23 protein-coding genes are annotated in these 19762 nt (G+C 71.7%); 4 read left to right on the top strand and 19 right to left on the bottom strand.

Annotated features, from left to right (window positions below):
* Positions 1-19 precede the first annotated feature (19 nt).
* From EDF28_RS04620 to EDF28_RS04605, 4 genes are read right to left on the bottom strand one after another with little or no spacing between them, the layout of a single operon-like run.
* Positions 20-964 (bottom strand): Ppx/GppA phosphatase family protein, encoded by a 945-nt coding sequence (locus tag EDF28_RS04620; protein WP_123937321.1) that lies wholly within the window; start codon positions 962-964, stop codon positions 20-22.
* 30 nt (positions 965-994) lie between these two features.
* Positions 995-1855, bottom strand: coding sequence for a ribokinase (locus EDF28_RS04615; protein ID WP_123937320.1), 861 nt, complete (start codon positions 1853-1855; stop codon positions 995-997).
* Positions 1852-3282 carry an MFS transporter gene (locus EDF28_RS04610; protein ID WP_123294886.1) on the bottom strand — a complete coding sequence of 477 codons (1431 nt, stop codon included), beginning with the start codon at positions 3280-3282 and terminating at the stop codon, positions 1852-1854. Before EDF28_RS04610 ends, EDF28_RS04615 begins: the two co-directional genes overlap by 4 nt.
* Before the next feature lie 5 nt (positions 3283-3287).
* Positions 3288-4301, bottom strand: a complete 1014-nt coding sequence (locus EDF28_RS04605) for a nucleoside hydrolase (protein ID WP_123937319.1) — start codon at positions 4299-4301, stop codon at positions 3288-3290.
* A 163-nt stretch (positions 4302-4464) separates the two neighbouring features.
* Between EDF28_RS04605 and EDF28_RS04600 the strand changes: the two genes are divergently transcribed.
* Entirely contained in the window at positions 4465-5463 is a 999-nt protein-coding gene (locus EDF28_RS04600) for a LacI family DNA-binding transcriptional regulator (RefSeq protein ID WP_260154531.1), read from the top strand.
* A 321-nt stretch (positions 5464-5784) separates the two neighbouring features.
* Here the strand turns inward: EDF28_RS04600 and EDF28_RS04595 are convergent, their stop codons facing one another.
* From EDF28_RS04595 to EDF28_RS04570, 6 genes are read right to left on the bottom strand one after another with little or no spacing between them, the layout of a single operon-like run.
* Positions 5785-7479 (bottom strand): MDR family MFS transporter, encoded by a 1695-nt coding sequence (locus EDF28_RS04595; protein WP_123937318.1) that lies wholly within the window; start codon positions 7477-7479, stop codon positions 5785-5787.
* On the bottom strand, positions 7476-8096 hold the full coding sequence (locus EDF28_RS04590) for a TetR/AcrR family transcriptional regulator (RefSeq protein ID WP_260154530.1): 621 nt from the start codon (positions 8094-8096) through the stop codon (positions 7476-7478). The genes EDF28_RS04595 and EDF28_RS04590 overlap by 4 nt, the downstream gene beginning before the upstream one ends.
* Before the next feature lie 50 nt (positions 8097-8146).
* Positions 8147-8629: a GNAT family N-acetyltransferase gene (locus EDF28_RS04585; protein WP_235035794.1), complete on the bottom strand. Its 483-nt coding sequence runs from the start codon at positions 8627-8629 to the stop codon at positions 8147-8149.
* Between the two features lie 40 nt (positions 8630-8669).
* Positions 8670-9359, bottom strand: a complete 690-nt coding sequence (locus EDF28_RS04580; RefSeq protein WP_123937317.1) for an HAD family hydrolase — start codon at positions 9357-9359, stop codon at positions 8670-8672.
* Positions 9360-9414: 55 nt separating this feature from the next.
* A complete protein-coding gene (locus EDF28_RS04575) occupies positions 9415-10056 on the bottom strand; it encodes an MBL fold metallo-hydrolase (protein WP_123937316.1) in 642 nt (213 codons plus the stop codon).
* A gap of 56 nt (positions 10057-10112) precedes the next feature.
* The gene (locus tag EDF28_RS04570) at positions 10113-10538 is read right to left on the bottom strand and encodes a MarR family winged helix-turn-helix transcriptional regulator (RefSeq protein ID WP_123937315.1); all 426 of its coding nucleotides are present in this window, start codon (positions 10536-10538) and stop codon (positions 10113-10115) included.
* Positions 10539-10590: 52 nt separating this feature from the next.
* On the opposite strand from EDF28_RS04570, the gene EDF28_RS04565 reads away from it, so the two are divergent.
* Together EDF28_RS04565 and EDF28_RS04560 are read left to right on the top strand one after the other, a co-directional pair.
* On the top strand, positions 10591-11346 hold the full coding sequence (locus EDF28_RS04565) for a glycosyltransferase family 2 protein (protein WP_123937314.1): 756 nt from the start codon (positions 10591-10593) through the stop codon (positions 11344-11346).
* A 95-nt stretch (positions 11347-11441) separates the two neighbouring features.
* Positions 11442-12119 carry a hypothetical protein gene (locus EDF28_RS04560; RefSeq protein ID WP_123937313.1) on the top strand — a complete coding sequence of 226 codons (678 nt, stop codon included), beginning with the start codon at positions 11442-11444 and terminating at the stop codon, positions 12117-12119.
* A gap of 34 nt (positions 12120-12153) precedes the next feature.
* Here EDF28_RS04560 and EDF28_RS04555 read toward each other — a convergent pair whose 3' ends face one another.
* Entirely contained in the window at positions 12154-12762 is a 609-nt protein-coding gene (locus EDF28_RS04555; RefSeq protein WP_123339097.1) for a helix-turn-helix domain-containing protein, read from the bottom strand.
* A gap of 67 nt (positions 12763-12829) precedes the next feature.
* On the opposite strand from EDF28_RS04555, the gene EDF28_RS04550 reads away from it, so the two are divergent.
* The gene (locus tag EDF28_RS04550; RefSeq protein ID WP_123937312.1) at positions 12830-13816 is read left to right on the top strand and encodes an NAD(P)/FAD-dependent oxidoreductase; all 987 of its coding nucleotides are present in this window, start codon (positions 12830-12832) and stop codon (positions 13814-13816) included.
* An 83-nt stretch (positions 13817-13899) separates the two neighbouring features.
* Here the strand turns inward: EDF28_RS04550 and EDF28_RS04545 are convergent, their stop codons facing one another.
* The 8 genes from EDF28_RS04545 to EDF28_RS04510 form a co-directional block, all read right to left on the bottom strand.
* Positions 13900-14565 carry a pentapeptide repeat-containing protein gene (locus tag EDF28_RS04545; RefSeq protein ID WP_123937311.1) on the bottom strand — a complete coding sequence of 222 codons (666 nt, stop codon included), beginning with the start codon at positions 14563-14565 and terminating at the stop codon, positions 13900-13902.
* Positions 14566-14599: 34 nt separating this feature from the next.
* Positions 14600-15010: a DUF6314 family protein gene (locus tag EDF28_RS04540; protein WP_123937310.1), complete on the bottom strand. Its 411-nt coding sequence runs from the start codon at positions 15008-15010 to the stop codon at positions 14600-14602.
* 9 nt (positions 15011-15019) lie between these two features.
* A complete protein-coding gene (ccmI, locus tag EDF28_RS04535) occupies positions 15020-15274 on the bottom strand; it encodes a c-type cytochrome biogenesis protein CcmI (protein ID WP_123294874.1) in 255 nt (84 codons plus the stop codon).
* A complete protein-coding gene (locus EDF28_RS04530; protein WP_123294873.1) occupies positions 15271-15624 on the bottom strand; it encodes an SHOCT domain-containing protein in 354 nt (117 codons plus the stop codon). The genes ccmI and EDF28_RS04530 overlap by 4 nt, the downstream gene beginning before the upstream one ends.
* Before the next feature lie 183 nt (positions 15625-15807).
* Positions 15808-16893 carry an NAD-dependent epimerase/dehydratase family protein gene (locus EDF28_RS04525; RefSeq protein ID WP_123937309.1) on the bottom strand — a complete coding sequence of 362 codons (1086 nt, stop codon included), beginning with the start codon at positions 16891-16893 and terminating at the stop codon, positions 15808-15810.
* Positions 16893-18086: a zinc-dependent alcohol dehydrogenase gene (locus EDF28_RS04520; protein ID WP_123937308.1), complete on the bottom strand. Its 1194-nt coding sequence runs from the start codon at positions 18084-18086 to the stop codon at positions 16893-16895. Before EDF28_RS04520 ends, EDF28_RS04525 begins: the two co-directional genes overlap by 1 nt.
* Positions 18087-18210: 124 nt before the next feature.
* Positions 18211-19098 carry an aminoglycoside phosphotransferase family protein gene (locus EDF28_RS04515; protein WP_123937307.1) on the bottom strand — a complete coding sequence of 296 codons (888 nt, stop codon included), beginning with the start codon at positions 19096-19098 and terminating at the stop codon, positions 18211-18213.
* A gap of 106 nt (positions 19099-19204) precedes the next feature.
* Positions 19205-19762 carry a TetR/AcrR family transcriptional regulator gene (locus tag EDF28_RS04510; RefSeq protein ID WP_123294868.1) on the bottom strand — a complete coding sequence of 186 codons (558 nt, stop codon included), beginning with the start codon at positions 19760-19762 and terminating at the stop codon, positions 19205-19207.

Below are 19762 nucleotides of genomic sequence, written 5' to 3'. Positions count from 1 at the left end.
GTACTGACCATAATGGTCACTACTGGGAGTTGCCCAGCACCGACAGCTGGTCGAGCCGCTCGAGGATCACGCCCTCGCGGAGGGCCCACGGGCAGATCTCCAGCGCCGGCAGGTCGAAGATGTCGAGGCAGGCCTCGGCCACGAGCGCTCCCGGCACCACCTGGTGCGCCCGGCTCGCCGACACCCCGGGCAGCGTCGCGAGTTCGTCGACCGACATCGTCAGCAGCGCGGGCAGCTTCGACCGGAGCACGTCGCCGTCGAGCACCCGCGGCACGAGCGGACCGGCACCAGAGGGCGCCGCCCCGCAGATCCGCGCGATCGACCGGAAGGTCTTCGAGGTCGCCACGGCACGGTCCGGCCGACCGGCGCGGAGCAACTTGCCGGCATCGCGGGCGATCTCGACCCGGATCTCGTGCCGGATGCGGCGGACGTCCTCCTCGGTGGGGGTCCCCGCGGCGAAGTAGGACCGGGCCAGGCGGGCGGCGCCGATCGGCATCGACCACGCGACGTCCGGCGCCTCGTCGGCGCCCCCGGCGATCTCGAGTGACCCACCGCCGATGTCGAACACCGCGAGCCGTCCGGCCGACCACCCGAACCACCGCCGGACCGCCAGGAACGTCAGTCGTGCCTCGTCGCCGCCGGACAGGACGGCCAGTTCGACCCCGGTCGAGGCCTCGACGTGGGCGAGCACCTCGTCGGAGTTCACCGCGTCGCGCACGGCCGAGGTCGCGAACGCGAGCATGTCCTCGCAGCCACGTTCCTCGGCGACGCGGACGGCGTCCGCGACGAACCGCGTCAGCGCGTCGACACCCTCGGGCGTCACCGCCCCGGCGTCGTCGAGGTGCTCGGCCAACCGCAGTGGCTGCTTGAACGAGGACGCCGGCAGCGGCGCGGCACCGCCGTGGGCGTCCACCACGAGCAGGTGGCCGGTGTTGGACCCGATGTCGAGGACTCCCACGCGCATGCCACAACGCTAGCCGCCTGGAGGCCCGCCCTACGCCCGCAGGAACGCCTCGAGTTCCGCCGTGGTCGGGTACGAGGCCTGCGCGCCCGCCTTGGTCGCGGCGTACGCCCCGACCCCCACCGCGAACCGTGCGGCGTCGACGAGGGAGTCCCCCGCCGCCAGCCGCAGGGCCACCGAACCCATGAAGGCGTCGCCGCAGCCCGTCGTGTCCACCGGCTCGACCCGGACGGCGTCGATCGACACCGGGTCCGCATCACCGTCGTGCACGAGGCAGCCCGAGCCGCCGCGGGTGACGATCGAGCGCGCGACACCGTGCTCGCCGAGCGACTCGGCCTCGTGCTCGTTGACGAGCAGGACGTCGGTCAGCTCGAGCATCTCGGCGGGGACATCGCCGAAGGGCGACAGGTTCGTCAGCACCGTGACCCCGGCGGCGTGCGCTGCCCGGGCTGCGGCGAGGACGACGTCGATCGAGACCTCGAGGCAGAGGCCGAGCACGCCGGCGTCGTCGAAGGCGTCGGCGGGCACGTCGTCCGGCGTCAGCGTGCCGTTGGCGCCGGCGGAGATCACGATGGTGTTCTCCCCCGCGGCGTCGACCGTGATGACGGCGGTGCCGGTGGCCACGCCCTCCCGGACGGCGACGTGCGTCGTGTCCGCACCCGCAGCCGCGACGGAGTCGCGGAGCAGCGCACCGTTCCCGTCGTCGCCGACCGCACCGATCATGCGGACCGTGCCCCCGAGCCTCCCGGCAGCCACCGCCTGGTTGGCGGACTTGCCACCCGGCAGGATCGCCAGGTCGGACCCGTGCAGGGTCTCACCGGGCTTCGGGAACCGCTCGGTCCGGACCACCAGGTCCGCGTTGAGCGATCCGACGATCACGATGGTCTGGGTCAACGGACGGTCTCCTTCTGCGGCGCGACGGACGTGGTCTCGGCGCTCTCCGGGCGGGGGATGAGGAACGAGATCGCGAGCGCGGCGGTCGTGATCACGGCACCGAGCAGCATGCCACCCGAGTACCCGGCGGTGCCCGCGGACCCGCCGACCCCGAGCGCGATCTGCAGCGCCGGCAGGACGGCGAAGCTGACCCCGGCACCGAGGTTGAACGCACCGGCGTTCAGACCGGGCAGGAAGCCGGGGTTCGACTCCGGCGAGAGCACGATGCCCAGGCCGTTCAGGATGATGTTCGCGATGCCCGCGTACGTGATGCCGATCAGGACGGTCGCGGTGACCAGGACCGGCAGCGAGTGCACGCCCACCAGTGCCATCAGGACCGTCGAGACGATGCTGCCGATCAGCCCGAAGCGGAGCACGGCGCGGTAGCCGATGGTCGGCGCGAGGCGTCCGGCGAACGGACCGACGATCCAGCCGACCAGCGCGTACGGGGTGAGGAACACGAGCGAGGCGAGGTCGGGTTCCATGCCGAAGCCGGCGTCGCCGTTCTGCGCGAGCGACGTGACGAGACCGTTGACCACCGCGAAGACGCCCGTCATGGTCAGGAACGTCGTCGCGAGGAGCGCCCACGTGGCACGGCGCTTGAGGAACCGGGTCTCGACGAGCGGCTCCTTCACGCGTGACTCGACCGCCCAGAACACCGCGAAGGCGGCGAGCGCGACGACGACGCCGCCGATCACCAGTGCCGGGTTGGCGGCGCCGAGCTTGCCGGCCTCGTTGAACGCGGTGAGCAGTGCGCCGACGCTCACCACCAGGGGGACGACACCGATCCAGTCCATCCGGGTGCCGGCGGACGGCTTCGACTCCACACCCCACACGGCGACGAGCGCCAGCGCGATGACGGTGACGACGGCGATGACCCAGAAGATCCCGCGGAACCCGAAGTTCGTGGCGATCCAGCCACCGGCCAGGGCGTCCACGCCGGCGATGCCGCCGTTCACGGCGGTGAGCAGACCGAGCGCGGCGCCGTAGCGCTTCGGGTCGGCGATCTCGTTGCGCAGGACGAGCAGGCAGATCGGGACGACCGGACCGGTGACACCCTGGATGATCCGGCCGGCGAACAGCATCGGCACGTTCACGGCGAGTGCGGCCACGATGCTGCCGACGAGCATCACGGCGAGCATGCCGATCAGGACGCGCTTGCGCCCGACGATGTCGGACAGGCGCGGCAGGAACAGCGAGAACAGTGCCGCGAGCGTGAAGTACAGGGTCTGCGAGAGCCCGATCGTGGCGTCGTCGGTCTTGAGCTCGCGCGCCATCGTGACGAGCGCGGGGCTGAGCATGCTCGCGTTGAGCTGGAACGCGATGCACGCTGCGAGGAGCGCCGCGGTGAGGGCGCCGATCGACTTCTTCGTCGATGTGGTGGTCATGGTGCTCAGATCTCCGAGGTCGTGGTGGTGGTCGTGGCGGCGCGCGGGGTCCAGCCGGTGTCAGGGGTCTCGCCGATGCGCTCGAGGGCGTCGACGACCAGGTCCCAGAACCGTTCGTGGTCGAGCTCCATGGCCGCGCTCGTCCGGCAGTCCTCCGGCGCGGGCGCACGGAAGTCGGCGACGGTCATGCCCAGCGTCAGGGTGCCCTGGGTCTCGATGTGGATCGGGACCTTCACGGCGCGGACGATGGTCGGGTCGATCACGTAGGCGACGGCGCAGGGGTCGTGCACCGGCGGGGAGTCGAAGCCCTGGGCGTCCTTGTAGGTCTGGCCGAAGAAGTCGAGCAGCTCGCCGACGAACGCGGCGGGGGCGGTGCCGACGGCGGCGATGCGTGCGGCGACCTCGGGGGTGGCGAGAGCCTGGTGCGTCAGGTCGAGTCCGACCATGACGACGTCCCAGCCGGCGTCGAAGACGATCGACGCGGCCTCGGGGTCGATGACGATGTTGAACTCGGCGACGGGGCTCCAGTTGCCGACGTGCACGCCGCCGCCCATGAGCACGACCTGCTTGACGCGCTCGACGATGCGGGGTTCCTTGCGGGCCGCGAGGGCGATGTTCGTCAGGCCGCCGGTCGGTACCAGCGTGACGGTGCCGGGCTCGTGCGCCATGACCGTCTCGATGATCAGGTCGACGGCGTGCCGCTGGTCGAGCTCGAACGAGGGCTCGGGCAGCATCGGCCCGTCGAGGCCGCTCTCGCCGTGGATGTCCGGCGCGACCTCGATCTGGCGCAGGAGCGGACGATCGGCGCCCGCGGCGAACGGCACCCCGGTGATGCCGGCGATGCGCGCGACGGCGAGGGCGTTGCGGGTGACCTTCGGCAGCGTCTGGTTGCCGACGACGGTGGTGACGGCCAGGAGCTCGATGTCCGGGTTGCCGTGGGCCAGCAGGATGGCGACGGCGTCGTCGTGGCCGGGGTCGCAGTCGAGGATGATCTTCGCGGGCTGGGTCGCACTGGGCACGCGGGGCGCTCCACTTCTTCGGGGAATCGAGGGGTCTGTGCTCGACGCGGTGGGGATCCGCGGTTCGACAGAGCGTCGTCGCGCAGCGCGTCAAGCGTTTGACATCGAAACACGTCAAGCGTTTGACGTCAAGTCGTCGAGGCCTCCTCGGTAGCATCGACCCGTGCCTTCATCCGTCGCCCCGGGCCGCCGTGTGACCGCTGCCATGGTGGCCGAGCGCGCCGGCACGAGCATCGCCACGGTCTCCCTGGTCGTCAACGGCAAGGACCGCGGCCGGGTCTCCGTCCCCATCGCCACGCGGGTGCGCGACGCCGTCGACGAGCTCGGCTACGTCGTCGACCACGCCGCGAGCTCCCTGGCGCGCGGCAGCGGCGACCTGGTCGTCCTCATCGCCCCCGACCTGTCGAACCCCTTCTTCGCCGAGGTCATCCGCGGCGTGCGCGACACCATCGGCGACCGGTTCCAACTCGTGCTGTCGGTAACCGAGCGCGGCGCGCAGCCCCTGGCAGCCGACGTCCGCCGCTTCGAACGGCTCCGTCCGGCGGGCATCCTCGTCGACGCCCCGGCCGCGGGCGAGTCGATGTCGGCGAGCGTGCCCGTGGTGCTCCTCGACGCCCCCGGTGGTGCCGAGGCCGTCAACTACGACCTCTCCCCCGGCGTCCACGACCTCGTCGCACACCTGCACGAACGGGGGCACCGCCGCGTCGGGTACCTCGACGGGACCTCCCGCGCGACGACGTTCGGGGTCCGGCGCGACCTCTTCGAGCAGGAGTGCGCCGCCGCAGGCATCACCGTGTCCGAGGTCACCGCCCGCGCCGACCTCACCGTGGACGCCGCCGCCTCGGCCACCGAGCACGTCATCGAGGCCTGGCAGGACGACGACGTCACCGCGGTCGTCGCCGCGGCGGACACCCTGGCCTACGGCGTCCTGCGCGTCGCCGGGTCACTGGGCATCGCGGTTCCCGAGGAGCTCGCGGTCGCCGGCTTCGACGACCTGCCGTCGTCGTCGGTCACGGCCCCCGCCCTGACGAGCGTCGCCCTGCCCGGTGCCGACCTCGGGCGCGCGGCCGCGGAACGGCTGCTCGCGACGCTCGACGGCACCGCGGCCGAGCCGGCAGCGCTCCCCACGCGCCTGGTCCGCCGCGCGAGCACCGGCGCGTAGCGCCGCTCCTGCCCGCGGAAGCGACACTCCTCGCTGAGGCAGCCCCCTCACCCCCGCGAAAGCGACAGTGTGCCGCCGATGGTCGGCGGCACACTGTCGCTTTCGCGAGCAGGGTCGCGTCGAATGCGGGCAGCGGCAGTGGACGCGACCGGACGACGGACGGGAGGCGCGGCACCAGCTGGCTCCGCGCCTCCCGTCAGCACGCGGTCGCGACCACCCCGCCAAAGCGACAGGCCGCGCCGACGCGCCACCGTCCATCCCGCGAAAGCGACAGATCTCCACGGATGTTCCACGGAGATCTGTCGCTTTGCCGGGACCGGACTACTGCTGCGCGCGGTCCGGCGTCTCACCACCGGACGACCCGGACTCCGCCGACACGGACTCCGTCCGGCCCGCGCGCTGCGCACGCTCGAGCTCGTCGGCCTCGTCGCCACCGACGGCCTCACCACGGGCGACCATGCCGGCCGTGTCGGAGAGCGTGATCTGCGGCAGGAACAGGGCGAGCAGGAACGCCACCGCGATGAAGGGCAGCAGGTACCAGAACACGGGCGCCAGCGAGTCGGCGTACGCGTTCACGATGCCGTCCTGCACTGCCTCGGGCAGCTTCGCCACGGTCGCGGGGTCGATGCTGCCCGCCGACGACGCCGCATCGGTCTCCGAGCCGCCGGCACCGGTGAACACGTCGGTGAGCGACGTCGTGAGCCGGGCCGTGAACAGCGCACCGAACACGGCGGTCCCGAGGGAGGCGCCGACCTCGCGGAAGTAGTTGTTCGTCGAGGTCGCGGTGCCCACCTGCTCGGCCGGCACGGCGTTCTGCGCGACCAGGACGACCACCTGCATGATCAGTCCGAGCCCGGCGCCGAAGACGAACAGGTAGGCGCAGATCAGCCAGATCGGGGTGGCCGCGGCGAGCTGGGTCATCGCGAGCATCGCGATGGCGACCAGGACCGTGCCGATGATCGGGAACATCCGGTAGCGGCCGGTCTTGGTGATCAGGTTGCCGGACGCGATCGAGGTGCCGATCAGGCCGACCATCATCGGCAGCATCAGCAGACCCGACACCGCGGCCGAGGTGCCTGATGCCATCTGCAGGAACGTCGGGACGAAGCCGATCGCCGCGAACATGCCGATGCCGAGCACCAGGCCGATGCCGGTCGCGAGCAGGAAGGTGCGGTTCTTGAAGAACGACAGCGGCAGGACCGGGTCCTGCGCACGCGACTCGACGAGCACGAGGAGCGCGGCGGAGACGACGAGCCCGGCGAACCATGCCCAGGTCTCGGGGGCGTCCCAGCCGTGGTCCTTGCTGCCGCCGAACTCCGAGAAGAACACCAGGCACGTGGTCGCGGCGGACATGAAGAGCACGCCGAGCACGTCGATGCGCTTCGTCGCCTTCTTGTTCGGCAGGGTCAGCGCGAACCACGCCACGAAGAACGCCGCGATGCCGACCGGGATGTTGATGTAGAACGCCCAGTTCCAGGTGAGGTGGTCGACGAAGAAGCCACCGAGGAGCGGGCCGCCGATCGCGGACAGGCCGAAGATCGCCCCGAGCGGGCCGAGGTACTTGCCGCGCTGCGAGGCGGGCACGATGTCGGCGATGATCGCCTGCGACAGGATCATCAGACCGCCGCCGCCGAGCCCCTGCATGGCGCGGAACACCACGAGCTGCGTGAAGTCGCCGGCGAAGGCGCACCCGGCCGACGCGATGGTGAACAGGGCGATCGCGATGAGGAACAGGTTACGGCGGCCGAGGACGTCACCGAACTTGCCGTACACGGGCATCACGATGGTGGAGGCGAGCAGGTACCCGGTCGTCAGCCATGCCTGGTGCGCGACGCCGCCGAGTTCGCCGACGATGGTGGGCATCGCCGTCGAGACGATGGTCTGGTCGAGGCTGGAGAGCAGCATCCCCGCGATGAGCGCGGAGAAGATGATCCAGATCCGGCGCTGTGTCAGCAGCAGCGGTCCGTCGGTGCCGGGGCGGGCACGCTTGGTGGTGCCCGGCGCGGTTGCGCTCATGGTGTGGAGTCCTGTCCGGTGGTGATGGCCGCCCTCATCAGGCGGAGGTTCTGGGTGAGCAGCTCGTCGAACGGCGGGCCGGTGGTCTCGTCGAAGGCGTCGTCGAAGTAGGTCTCCGCCGTCACCTTGAGCAGCCCGGCGGCGGCCTCGGTGACGAGGCGCGCACGGCGGTCGGCGGGATCGTCCCATCCGAACCGCAGCCGCACGGCGTCCGTGATCCGAGCGAGCTGCACATCGGTGGCCGACAGGAACCGCGCGACGAGCGCCGGTTCCCGCTCGAAGACCCGGCGCACCAGGACCTCGTCCGCACGATCGATGCCGACGCGGTGGAACTGGTCGATCGCCAGCGCGACGATCGAGTCGAGCGGGTCGAGTCCGCCGGGGACGATCCCGCCCTCGGCGTACCGGTCGATCGCCTCGACGTCGGCGTGCAGCTCGATGCCGAGCACGGCGTCGTCCTTCGACGCGAAGTGGTTGAAGAACGTGCGCCGTGACACCCCGACGGTCTCGCAGAGCTGCTCGATCGTGAAACCGCTCAACCCGTGCTCGACGGTCGCCCGACGCGCTTCGACGATCATGCGTCGGCGCAGTGCGCGGGTGCGTTCGGTGGTGCTCACCGAGCAAGAATTGCACTATCTCTCTGAGAGTGCAATGCGGGCGGGAAGCCTCAGAGCGCCTTCTCGAAGCAGAACGACCACGGCATCGTCGCCGCGTACGGCGCGTAGACCGGGATCGGGCTCCACCCGGTCTTCTCGTACAGGGCGACCGCGTCGGGCTGCTTGTCACCGGTCTGCAGGATCAGCCGGGGTGCGCCGAGCTCGCGGCCGATGCGCTCGCACTCGTCGAGCAGTGCGGTGGCGGCCCCCTTGCCGCGAGCCGACGTCAGCACGATCAGTCGCTTCAGCTCGACCTCGTCGCCGAGACGGCGGATCGCGATGTGCCCGACGGCGTCACCGGACTCGTCGAGCGCCAGGACCGAGGCGACGACGGTCGACGGATCGACGGACAGCGCGCGGCTCCGCTCAGCCGTGATCGCCGGGTCCTCGTCGCCGTTCGACGAACCGTAGCGTTCGTGCATCTCGTCGTCCATGCGGGCGCGGAGCGCCACGGATCGGGGGTCGCCCCAGGACACGCGTTCGATCGTGATCACGGTCGACGATCCTGTCACGGATGCCAGCGGCGGTGCACGCTCACGCGCGCCCACCCAGCGCGGCGATCGCGCCGTCCCCGGACCGCAACGCGGCGAGCACGGCAGCGGCGTCGTCGTGGACCTCGGCGGCGCCGGCTCCGCGGAGTTCGTCGCCGCCGATGCCGCCGGTCATCACCGCGACGCAGGTCACGCCGACGCGTCCGGCCGATTCGACGTCCCACATCGCGTCACCGACCATCACGGCAGCGTCCGCACGCACACCGGCCCGGTCGAGCGCCACCTGGATGATCCCGGGGTCCGGCTTCGCCTGTTCGACGTCCTCGGAGCTCGTCACCGCGGTGAGCCACTCCTCGGCGTCGAGCAGTTCGCGCAGCCGCGTCAGTTCGTGCTCCGGAGCACTCGTCGCCAGGACGACGGCGTGCCCGGCCTCAGCGACCGCACGGAGCAGGTCACGGGCGCCCGGCAGCAGCCGAAGCTGCGGCATGTGCTCGGCGAAGTAGGCGGTGTGGAACTGCTTGATGGTGTCGCGCGTCTCGTCGGACGCGTCCGGCAGCAGCGTCTCGAGCAGCTTCGCGGAGTCCATGCCGATCGCGCGGTGGATCCGCCAAGCGTCGACGGACTCGCCCGCTGCGCGGGCAGCTCGCCACCAGGCGTCGATGTGGGCGTAGTTCGAGTCGACGAGCGTGCCGTCGATGTCGAAGAGGACTGCGGTCGAGGGAGCGTCGGACATCCCTCCATGCTGCCCGGGAGGCGCGGATCGCCTCCCAGGAGCACGGTCGCGTCCGTCAGACGGTGATCGATCCCCCCGCAGGCAGGATCAGGACCGGCACCGGTCCGAGACCATCGGAGCCGAGGAACCGCGCGGTGGACTGCTGGCCGAGGTCGCTCAGCATCGCCTCGTGGATCTGCACGGCACGCTCCGGCGCCACCGATCGGACGTAGTCGACCGCAGCGGCGGTGCTCGTCCACGGACCGCTGGTCGGCAGGAGCAGCGTCTGCACGGGGACACCCGGCTCGAGGTATGCGTCACCCGGGTGGAAGACGGCACCGTTGATCAGGTACCCGACGTTCGCGATCGTCGGGATGTCGCGGTGGATGACGGCGTGCTCCTCGCCGAAGACCTGCACGGAGAACGGCCCGACCTCGAACGCGTCACCGGCACGGACCGCAGCGACGCGGCCGTCGTGGTCACCCAGCTGCTCGACGATCGCCGCCGGCCCGCGGACCACGAGCGACGGGTTCGCGTCGAGCCCGGCACGGACGGCGTCGACGTCGAAGTGGTCGGCGTGCTCGTGGGTGATGAGGACAGCGGCGGCAGCGCCGGCAAGATCAGCAGCCTCGGGCGTGAAGGTACCCGGGTCGATGACGAGGGTGGTGCCGTCCTGCTCGAGGACGACGGTGGCGTGGTTGTACTTCGTCAGCTCCATGCGACAACACTACAACTGTGTTGTACTTCTGGTAGCCGATCCGGGTGAGGGAGCACTCAGTCGGCGCGCCGGGCCAACCGTTCGAAGATGCCGGGCAGGCGTTCGAGGGCCGCACGTTCCTCGTCGTCGAGTTCCTCGCGGATCGCCGTCGCCAACCAGTCGGCCCGCGCCGTCATGTCGTGGCGGAGGACCTCGCTGCCGGTGTCGGAGATGCGGATGACCGACACCCGACGGTCGGTGTCCGACGCCGTCCGCTCGACGTACCCGAGGTCGGCGAGCTCCCCCACCGTGCGCGACTGCCCCTGGTGCTTCACCGCCCGGCGACGTGCCAACTCGGCGATCGGCATCGGCCCCTCGCGCTCGAGGAACCCGAGGGTCGTCGCGTGGGCGGTCGGCAGCGAGTCCGCCTCTCGTCTCGCAGCGCGCACGACGCGACCGATCGCGTGCCGGAGCTCCACGGCGAGTTCGTCGGTCCGGTCCATGCCCGGAACGCTACCGCGTGGCCGCACAGCGGACCTCCGGTTGGATCGGAGGATGGTCCGCGTCTCCGTCGTCATCCCCGTGCGTGACGACGCTGCGCACCTGCGACGCTGCCTCGACGCCCTCGCGGTGCAGACACTGCTCGCCGACGAGGTCGTCGTGGTCGACAACGGCAGCCGGGACGACAGTGCCGAGGTCGCCCAGGCAGCGGGGGCGATCGTGCTCACCGAACGCATCCGTGGCATCGCCCGGGCCTCGGCGCGCGGCTACGACCGGGCCTCCGGGGACGTCCTCGTCCGACTCGACGCCGACTCCGTCCCGCCGCCGGGGTGGATCGCCGACGCGGTGCGGCTGTTGGCCGATCCGTCGGTGGTCGCGGTGACCGGGCCCGGATGCCCGCACGACGGCGGACCGCTGATCGGCCGACTGTGGGACGCCGTCTACATGCGGCCGTACTTCGCGCTCATGTGGGCCGCGCTCGGCCGCCCACCGCTGTTCGGTTCCGCGATGGCGATGCGGCGGTGGACCTGGGACGCGGTCCGCAGCCGAGCGCACCGCGAGGACCCCGAGGTGCACGACGACGTCGACCTGAGCATGCAGCTCGACCCGGCCTGGCGGGTGGTGGCCGACCCCGTGCTCACGGTGCAGGTGTCCGCGCGACCGTTGTCGGGCCTCCCGTCCGCACTGTTGCGGACTCGACGCGCCTTCCACACGTTCCGCGTGAACGGCCGGCGGGCGAACCCGGTGCGTCGGTGGGCGCGGCGGGTGCGCGCCGGGTTGCGGGTGCGGCGCGGGTGGCGCACGCGCTGACGGGGTCACGGAACGGTGACGCTTGCGGACGCCACCAGCACGTCCGCCTACGTTCGATCGTGCGGGCACGTCCGCACGACGAACGAGGGGGAACGATGCGGCGATCAGCGCGCACGACGACATCCGGGATCACGGCGACGCTGACGGCGGCGCTGGCGATCGGACTCGCCCTGTCGGGCTGCGCCCAGAGCGCTCCAGCGGGTCCGGGTACGCCGTCCGCGACGACGGCGGAGAGCACCGGCACACCGAGCGCCAGCCCGAGCAGTACTCCGGAGCCGACATCGACGCTCACGCAGGTCCCCGGGGTCGACTACGACGGCGGCACGGTGCCGGCGAGCTGCACCGATCTCATCACCCCCGGCAAGTGGGACGACGCGTTCGCCTCCGCTCCGCTGAACGACCCCTCGGTCGTCGGCGACCCGGTCGCGATCCCGAAGAGCGCCTTCACCCCCGTCCTGCAGGCCGACGGCAAGCGTCTGTACTGCGTGTGGCGGGAACCGCAGGCCGACATCTCCTACCTGTCGATCGCGGTCGACGTCGTGGACTCGGCAACGGCGAGCGCAGCGCTGCAGAAGCTGCCGGACGACGGCTACGACTGCGGCAACGAGGCGGAGGGCTACCAGTGCCAGAAGGTGTCGAAGAACGAGCAGTACCCCGTGACCGACGGCGACACCTACTTCACGCGTGGTGACATCGGCATCCACATCCAGCAGTCGAACATCGAGACCTCGGGACTCCTCGACGACGTCATGGACCACGTCTTCACGTCGTAGACCGAGCGGGCCAGCTGGCCCGCGGGCCAGCTGGTCAGCGCGTCGGTCGCGACCGCACGTGCGCTCGCTCCCCCTGGGGCCCGTACAGGCACAGCACCTCGGTGACCGAGTCGGTGACGTTGCCCATCCAGTGCGGGGTGTGGGTGTCGAACTCGGCGACCTCACCCGGCCCGAGGTCGAGGTCGTGCTCACCGAGCACCAGGCGCAGGCGGCCGGACAGGACGTAGAGCCACTCGTACCCCTCGTGCGTCTTGAGCGATGGTTCGCCGCCCGGTGTGTTCGGCGGGAACAGCTGCTTGAACGACCGCACGCCGCCGGTGCGCTTCGTCAACGGCACGACGACCCGGCCGCCGTGCACCTCGGGCTTCATGTGCACCCGGGGGTCGCCGGTCTGGGGTGCTCCGACCAGGTCGTCGAGCGGCACCTGGTACGCCCGCGCCAGTGGGAGCAGCAGCTCGAGCGTCGGCTTGCGCTGCCCCGACTCGAGCCGCGAGAGCGTACTCACCGACACCCCGGTCTCCTCGGACAGGGCGGCGAGCGTGACGTCCCGGTGGGCGCGGAGCGCGCGCAACCGCGGCCCCACCCCGTCGACGACCTGGGCGGTCGTGCGGGGGGCGACTGGTTCCTGCGGGCCGTGGGACATGCTGCCCAGGTTGCCACATCAGCAAGGTTCCTTGCTGTCCGCGACCCATCGGCCGCATGCTCCGTGCATGCGTGATCACTACGACGTCATCGTCATCGGCGGAGCAGCCGCCGGCCTCTCCGCCGCCCTCGTCCTCGGGCGCTCCCGCCGCTCCGTCCTCGTCGTCGACGCGGGCGAGCCCCGCAACGCGCCGTCGGCCGGCGCCCACAACTACCTCGGGCGCGAGGGCATCGCCCCCGCCGAGCTGTCCGCGATCGGTCGCGACGAGGTCGCCGCCTACGGAGTCGAGGTGACGGCCGGGAGGATCGTGGCCGCGTCCGCCACCACCGGTGACGGCACCGACCCGGTCGGCTTCTCGGTCACGCTGGACTCCGGCACGGTCGTCACCGCCCGCAGGCTCGTCGTCGCCTCCGGCGCCGTGGACGTGCTGCCGCAGGTACCCGGCCTGGCCGAACAGTGGGGGCGCGGGGTCGTGCACTGCCCGTTCTGCCACGGGTGGGAGATCCGCGACCAGCGCATCGGCGTGCTCGTGACGACGCCGAACGGCGTGCACCACGCGCTGATGTTCCGGGCGTTGAGCGAGCACGTGACGGCGTTCGTCACCGATCCGGCACTCGTCGACGACACCGGCCTGGCCGGTTTGCGGGCCCGCGGGATCGAGGTCGTGGACGACACGGTCACGCAGGTCCTGTCGTCAGAGGGCACGCTGACCGGGGTCACGCTCGGCTCCGGCGAGGTCGTCGAACTCGACGCCCTGGCCGCGGCGAGCACCGCTGAAGCGCGCGTGGACTTCCTGTCCGGGCTCGGCCTGGTCGCCACCGACCAGTTCATGGGTGACTTCCGGTACGCGAGCGCGCTGACGGTCGACCCGGCCGGGCAGACCTCGGTGCGCGGTGTGTACGCGGCCGGCAACGTGGCTGCCCCGATGGCGACGGTCATCGCGTCCGCTGCCGCCGGGGTCCAGGCCGGTGCGGCGGCCCACGGCGACCTGGTGCAGGCCGACCTCGCGGCGGCGCTGGCCGCGGCGGCGGGCTCTGGGCGAGTCTCGGCCTGAGCGACAGTCCTCGCGCTCGGAGCAGCGAGGAGTGTCGTCCACCCCGAGACTCGGGGCAGACGGCCCGAGTCTCGGGGCAGCCGTCAGTCGACGCGGTAGCCCGCCTGCGCCGCCAGCAGCGGGGCGAGCGTGTACAGCTGGTCGGCGCCGATCGTCGCACCGCGGAACCCCTCGAGGCGCTCGACCCGGTCGAGGTCCGCACCCCGCAGGTCGACGTGGTCGATCCGGGTGTTGGAGCCCTCGGCGTCGCGGATGCTGCTGCCCTCGAACGACACCCGGAGCAGCTTCGCGTCCGCGATGTCGAGCTCGTCGATGACGCAGTCGCGGAACACCACGTCGGTGAGCGTCGACCCGCGCAGGTTCACGAACCCGAACTTCATCCCGACGAACTCGACGCCGTTCAACCCGGAGTCGTACAGCTCGCCGGAACCGATGCGACCGCCGGACACCCGGACCTCACGCCACGAACTGCTCGACGCCCGCAGCACCGGAGCGTCGAGCGTGTCGATGATCGAGTCGTGCACCCGCAGGCCACGGAAGTCGGCGCCGTCGCCCCGGAGCGTGTCGATGACGCACTCCTCGATCTCGAGGTCGGGCAGGCGCTCACCGGCCAGGTCGAGCACGCCGATGCGCTTCCCCTCGATGCGGTCGCCGGTCAGGACGTCGCCGGGTCCGGGGACCCAGTCCTGCAGGTCGACGGGCTCGGTCAGGGTGATGCGCGGGGCTTCGGTGCCGGAGGAACGTGCCATGGACTCAGTCTGGCGCGTGCCGGTGACGTCGTGGTCACGCCGGCAACCGGGTCAGCACGCTGTCGAGCCGGTAGTCCTTCGCCGGGCCCCGGGCTTCCCAGCGCACGGTCCACCGCTGCTCGTCGCCGTCCAGTGCCCCGGTGTAGTCGTCCGGAGCACAGGCGTGGGCGACGCTCGTGCCCCACACCCAGTCGTGGAACACCCGGCCGTCAGCGAAGTGCACGGTCCACGCGTGGTCATCGTCCCGCCGGACGGTCAGCGTCCGGGACACCGGGGTGGTCCGGCCGCCGAAGGTCATCACGCCCGCTTCGTCCCAGCGCACCTCGTCCGTGCCGACCGCGGTCAGCGTCGTGGTGCCGGTGACGATGCCCTGCACGCCGGCACGCCGGTCGTCCAGGGTCCGGCGGAGCACCCACTCCCCCAGCAGGTCCGTCGGCAACAGCACCGCCCCAGGCTAACCGCGCAGGGCCTCGGCTCGCGCTGCCCGGTGCTCCTCGTCGGAGATCACACCGCGAGCGTGCAGGTCGTCGAGTTCCGCCAACCGCTGCTCGCGGAGCGTCCGGGGCGCACCGTTCGAGCGACGGCTCCGGACGACCGCGATCCACACGGTGACGACGACGGCGACCACGATGAGCCCCATCGCCACGCTCCACACGATGTCGTACAGCGGCGGGATGAGCGGGTTGTGCAGCTCCTCGGAGGCGATCATCCGCGCAGGGCCTCGGCTCGGGCCGCCCGGTGCTCCTCGTCGGAGATCACACCGCGAGCGTGCAGGTCGTCGAGTTCGGCGAGCCGCTGTTCGAGCGGCTTCTCGGGCGCGAGCGTCCGGCTCTGCATCGCCTGGTACGCGATGTCCTCCTGCATGGTGAGCGGGTTCTGACCGCGGTCGGCCATCCGCTTGCCCCGGTAGAGCGTCAGGACGACGATCGTCAGGGTGGTGAGGATCGTCAGGGCTGCGACGACCCCGAACGCGATGCCGAACCAACCGCCGAACAGGTCGGGCATCCCCGAGCCGCCCGGTCCCTCGAGTTCACCGAACGCCGACCAACTGAGCACCATCGCGCTCCCCCTTCTCACAACGACGAGCGAATCGTAGCGCGACCCGAGCGCCCGTTCCTTCCCAGGACACCCGCGATGGGAATCGGTATCGGGCGTACCTGGTCGAAACTTCCGACCAGGTACGCCCGAAAGCACCCGGTACGCCCCGGCAGCCCCCGCCCAGCCCAGCCCAGCCCAGCCCAGCTACCCCCGCAGCGGATCCGACGCGGCCACGTGCGCACCGTCCGCGAACCCGGCCACGAGCGCACGCAACGCGTCTTCGGAGGTGTGCCGGGCCTCCCATCCGAGCACCGACCGGGCACGGTCGGTCCGCATGATCGGCACGCCGGCCGCGATGTCGATCCAGCCGGCATCCGTCGGCTGCAACCGCAGCCGCCACGTCAGCGTCACGATCCCTCGCAGCAGTCCGAGCGGGATCCGCACGGCACCGAGCATGCCGAAGGCTCTTGCCAACCGCGGCGGGTTGAGCACGGGCGACGCAGCGATGTTGAACGCTCCGCCGGCCCGCTGGTCGACGGTCCGCCAGTACGCGTCCGCGACGTCGTCGGCGTGCACCGCCTGGAACACGAACGGGTACGGCAGGGGCAGTACGAGCCACCGGATCCACCGCACGATCGACATCGGCACGAGGTGTCCGAGGAACAGCCCGCGGATCTCGGCGGCGGCGTCCCGCTGGAAGATCAGCCCCGGGCGCAGCCGCGTGACGACCACGGACGGATGGTCTGCCTCGAACGCGTCCATCGCCGCTTCGTTCGCGGCCTTGTGGATCGAGTACGTCGCGGTGGGGATGCCGTCGGTCGGCCAGCTCTCGTCGACCGGGGTCCGCTTGCCTGCGGCGTCGACGCCCCGGTAGGTCCCGACTGACGACGCGACGACGACCTGCGGCACCCCTGCTCGTGCCACGGCCGACAGCACGTTCGCGGTGCCGGTGACGTTCGTCCGGTACTGCAGCGGGATGTCGTGCGTCGGCTGCAGCGCCCACGCCAGGTGGATCACGGCGTCGGCGCCGGTGAAGACCGCGGTGAGCTGGCCGACCGCGTCGGACGCGCCGATGTCGACGGCGTGCCAGACGGCGGAACCGTACGGCTCCGCGTGCACGTCCGGCAGCCGCCGCGCGACCCCGACGATCTCGACGCTGCCGCCGCGCCCGTCGCCGTCGGAGGCACCGGGCGAAGCCTCGTCCGCCCGCGCGGCGACCCGCGCCTGCGCGAGGCGACGGAGCACCGCCGTCCCGACGTTGCCGGTCCCGCCGACGACGACGATCCGCATCAGGCGGCGGCCAGGGCGGGGTCGAGCACGACCTTCACGCAGCCGTCCTGCTTCTTCTGGAACACCTCGTACATGTGCGGGGCGTCCTCGAGCGACACCCGGTGCGTGGTGAGGTCGAGCGTGCCGAGCGGGTCCGACGGGTCCTGCACGAGCGGCATGATGTCGTCGATCCAGTGCTTCACGTTGCACTGTCCCTCGCGGATGGTGATCTGCTTGTCGAAGAGCGTCATCATCGGCATCGGGTCGGCCATGCCGCCGTAGACGCCGCTCAGGGAGACGGTGCCACCGCGACGCACCAGGTCGATCGCGGCGTGCACGGCTGCGAGTCGGTCGATGCCGGCGACCTCGATCGCCTTCTGCGCCAGGGCGTCGGGCAGCAGCCCGGCCGCACGCTGCGCGAAGCCGGCGACGGGGTTGCCGTGCGCCTCCATGCCGACGGCGTCGACGACCCCGTCCGGGCCGCGGCCGTCGGTCAGGTCGACGAGCTCCGGCACGGTGTCCTTGGTCAGGTCGAAGACCTCGGCGCCGTGCTTCGCCCCGAGGTCGCGGCGGACTTGTTCGGGGTCGACGGCGAGCACGCGGTAGCCCAGGTGCTTGCCGATGCGGGCGGCGAACTGGCCGACGGGGCCGAGTCCGAGCACGGCGAGCGTGCCGCCCTCGGGCACGTTCGCGTACTGCACGGCCTGCCACGCGGTGGGCAGGATGTCGCTGAGGAACAGCCACCGGTCGTCGGGCGTGCCGTCGTCCGGGATCACGATGGGGCCGTAGTCCGCGTGCGGGACCCGGAGGTACTCGGCCTGACCGCCGGGGACCTGGCCGTACATCTTCGTGTAGCCGAAGAGCGCCGCTCCCGAGCCGTACTCGGTGACCTGCGTGGTCTCGCACTGCGACTGCAGGCCGTTCGTGCACATCCAGCAGTGGCCACACGAGATGTTGAAGGGGACGACGACGCGGTCGCCGACCTTGAGGTTCGTGACGGCGCTGCCGACCGCCTCGACGATGCCCATGGGCTCGTGGCCGAGGACGTCGCCCTTGTCGATGTACGGGCCGAGGACCCGGTACAGGTGCAGGTCGGAGCCGCAGATCGCCGTGGACGTGATCCGCACGATCGCGTCGGTTGGCTCCTGGATGGTCGGGTCGGGGACGGTCTCGACGGACACCTTCTCGGTGCCCTGCCAGGTCAGTGCGCGCACGTCGCGTTCCTCTCGCGGTCGCTTCGGGCCGGCCGGGAGGCACGACTCGCTTCTCCCTCCTCGGTACGCGCCCGCCCCGTGGCGCGTTCACAGCCCCACGCGCGACCCCGGGCGCGCCGTCGCGTCAGACGACGGGGTCGGCGAGGACCGCGGCGAGGACGCGTTCGTGCTCCGTGCGGTCGCCGGGCCCGGCACTGCCGGCGAGGATGATGAGCGCCTTCCAGAGCGCCCAGCCTCGCCCGCGCGCCCAGGTGTCGGTGTCGAGCCCCACGGCCTCGTGGAACACCGGGCGCGCCGCCGGCTCGAGGAACGTCCACGCGAGCACGAGGTCGCAGGCCGGGTCGCCGACCCCGCACGTGCCGAAGTCGATCAGGGCGGCGAGGCGTCCCGCGTCGTCCACGAGCAGGTTGCCCGGCGCCACGTCCCCGTGGAACCAGACCCCCGGACGATCCCAGGTCGAGGCGACCGCGTCGTCCCAGATGCGTTCGCACGCGGCACGGTCGACCTGCGCGCCCAGGGTGTCGAGCGCCGCGACGACCTCGGCTCCGTACACCGAGGGGTGCTCGCCACGGTGGAACGAGTGCACGCCGGCGGTCGGGCCCCCGGTGGCGGGGAGGCTCCGGAGCTGCCGGAGCACCGCGCCGACGTCGGCGGCGAAGCGCTCGTGGTCGAGGTCGACCGCACGCGCGGCCACCGTCCCGTCGAGCCACCGCCTGACCGACCACGGGAACGGGTACCCCTCGCCCGGTTCGCCGAGGCCGACCGGCTCGGGGACCGCGACGTCCAACCGGCGTGCCAGGTACGGCAGGACGTCCTGCTCCTTCTCGACCGCGGGCACGTAGCCGGCGGCACTCGGCAGCCGGACGGACAGCGCGTCGCCGAGTCGGTACGTGCGGTTGTCCCAGCCCTGGTGGTCGACCTCGCGCACGGGCAGGCCGTTCCACTCGGGGAACTGCGTCGCGACGAGTCGTTCCACGAGTGCGGCGTCGATCCGGGGCACTTCGGTGTGCATGGCCCCAGGGTAGGCCGACACCGCCGACCGGACCACGGGGGTCGGGCCGGCCACCTGCCCTGGTGACCGGCGGGGCGGGCCGGCACCGGGCCTCCTGGCCGGGTCGTCAGGCGGGTTCTGCCAGGGCGAGCAGCGCGTCACGGGTGACCGCCAGCTCGCGTGCGTCCAGGTACGGCGGCATGGCGACAGCTGCTGCGAGCCCCTCGGCCGCGTGCCGGACGACCAACGTGCGGTCCTCGGGCAGGCCGTCGCGCGCGAACACCGCGCGCCAGTCCTCGGCGTCCGCGGCGACGACCGCCTCGACCCCCGGCACCGCCATCAGACCGGTCCAGTGCGCCGTCGGCGAGAAGACCTCCATGGCGCGTTGGCTGCCGCCGCACAGGGTCCGCACGTAGGCGCGGAGGACCTTGCCGGGGCGGTTCTCGGCCAGGTCGACGTGCCGGAGCACCTCGTCCTTGAACGTCGCGAGACCGTGCGCGGCGACGGCGAGGAGCAGCTCGTCCTTCGACGGGAAGTGGTGGAGCAGGCCGCTCTTGGAGACGCCGGCGTCCGCCGCGATCTCGGCGACGCTGACCCGGGTGCCGCGCTCGGCGAGCAGCCGCTCGGCGGCCTCGAGGACCGCCTGACGGGTGCGCTCACGATCGCGGGTGCCGTCAGTGCTCAT

Source organism: Curtobacterium sp. PhB137 (assembly GCF_003814955.1).
GTDB lineage: Bacteria > Actinomycetota > Actinomycetes > Actinomycetales > Microbacteriaceae > Curtobacterium.
Note: the sequence above shows the minus strand (reverse complement) of the source record. Positions and strands in the feature narration are given on the sequence as shown.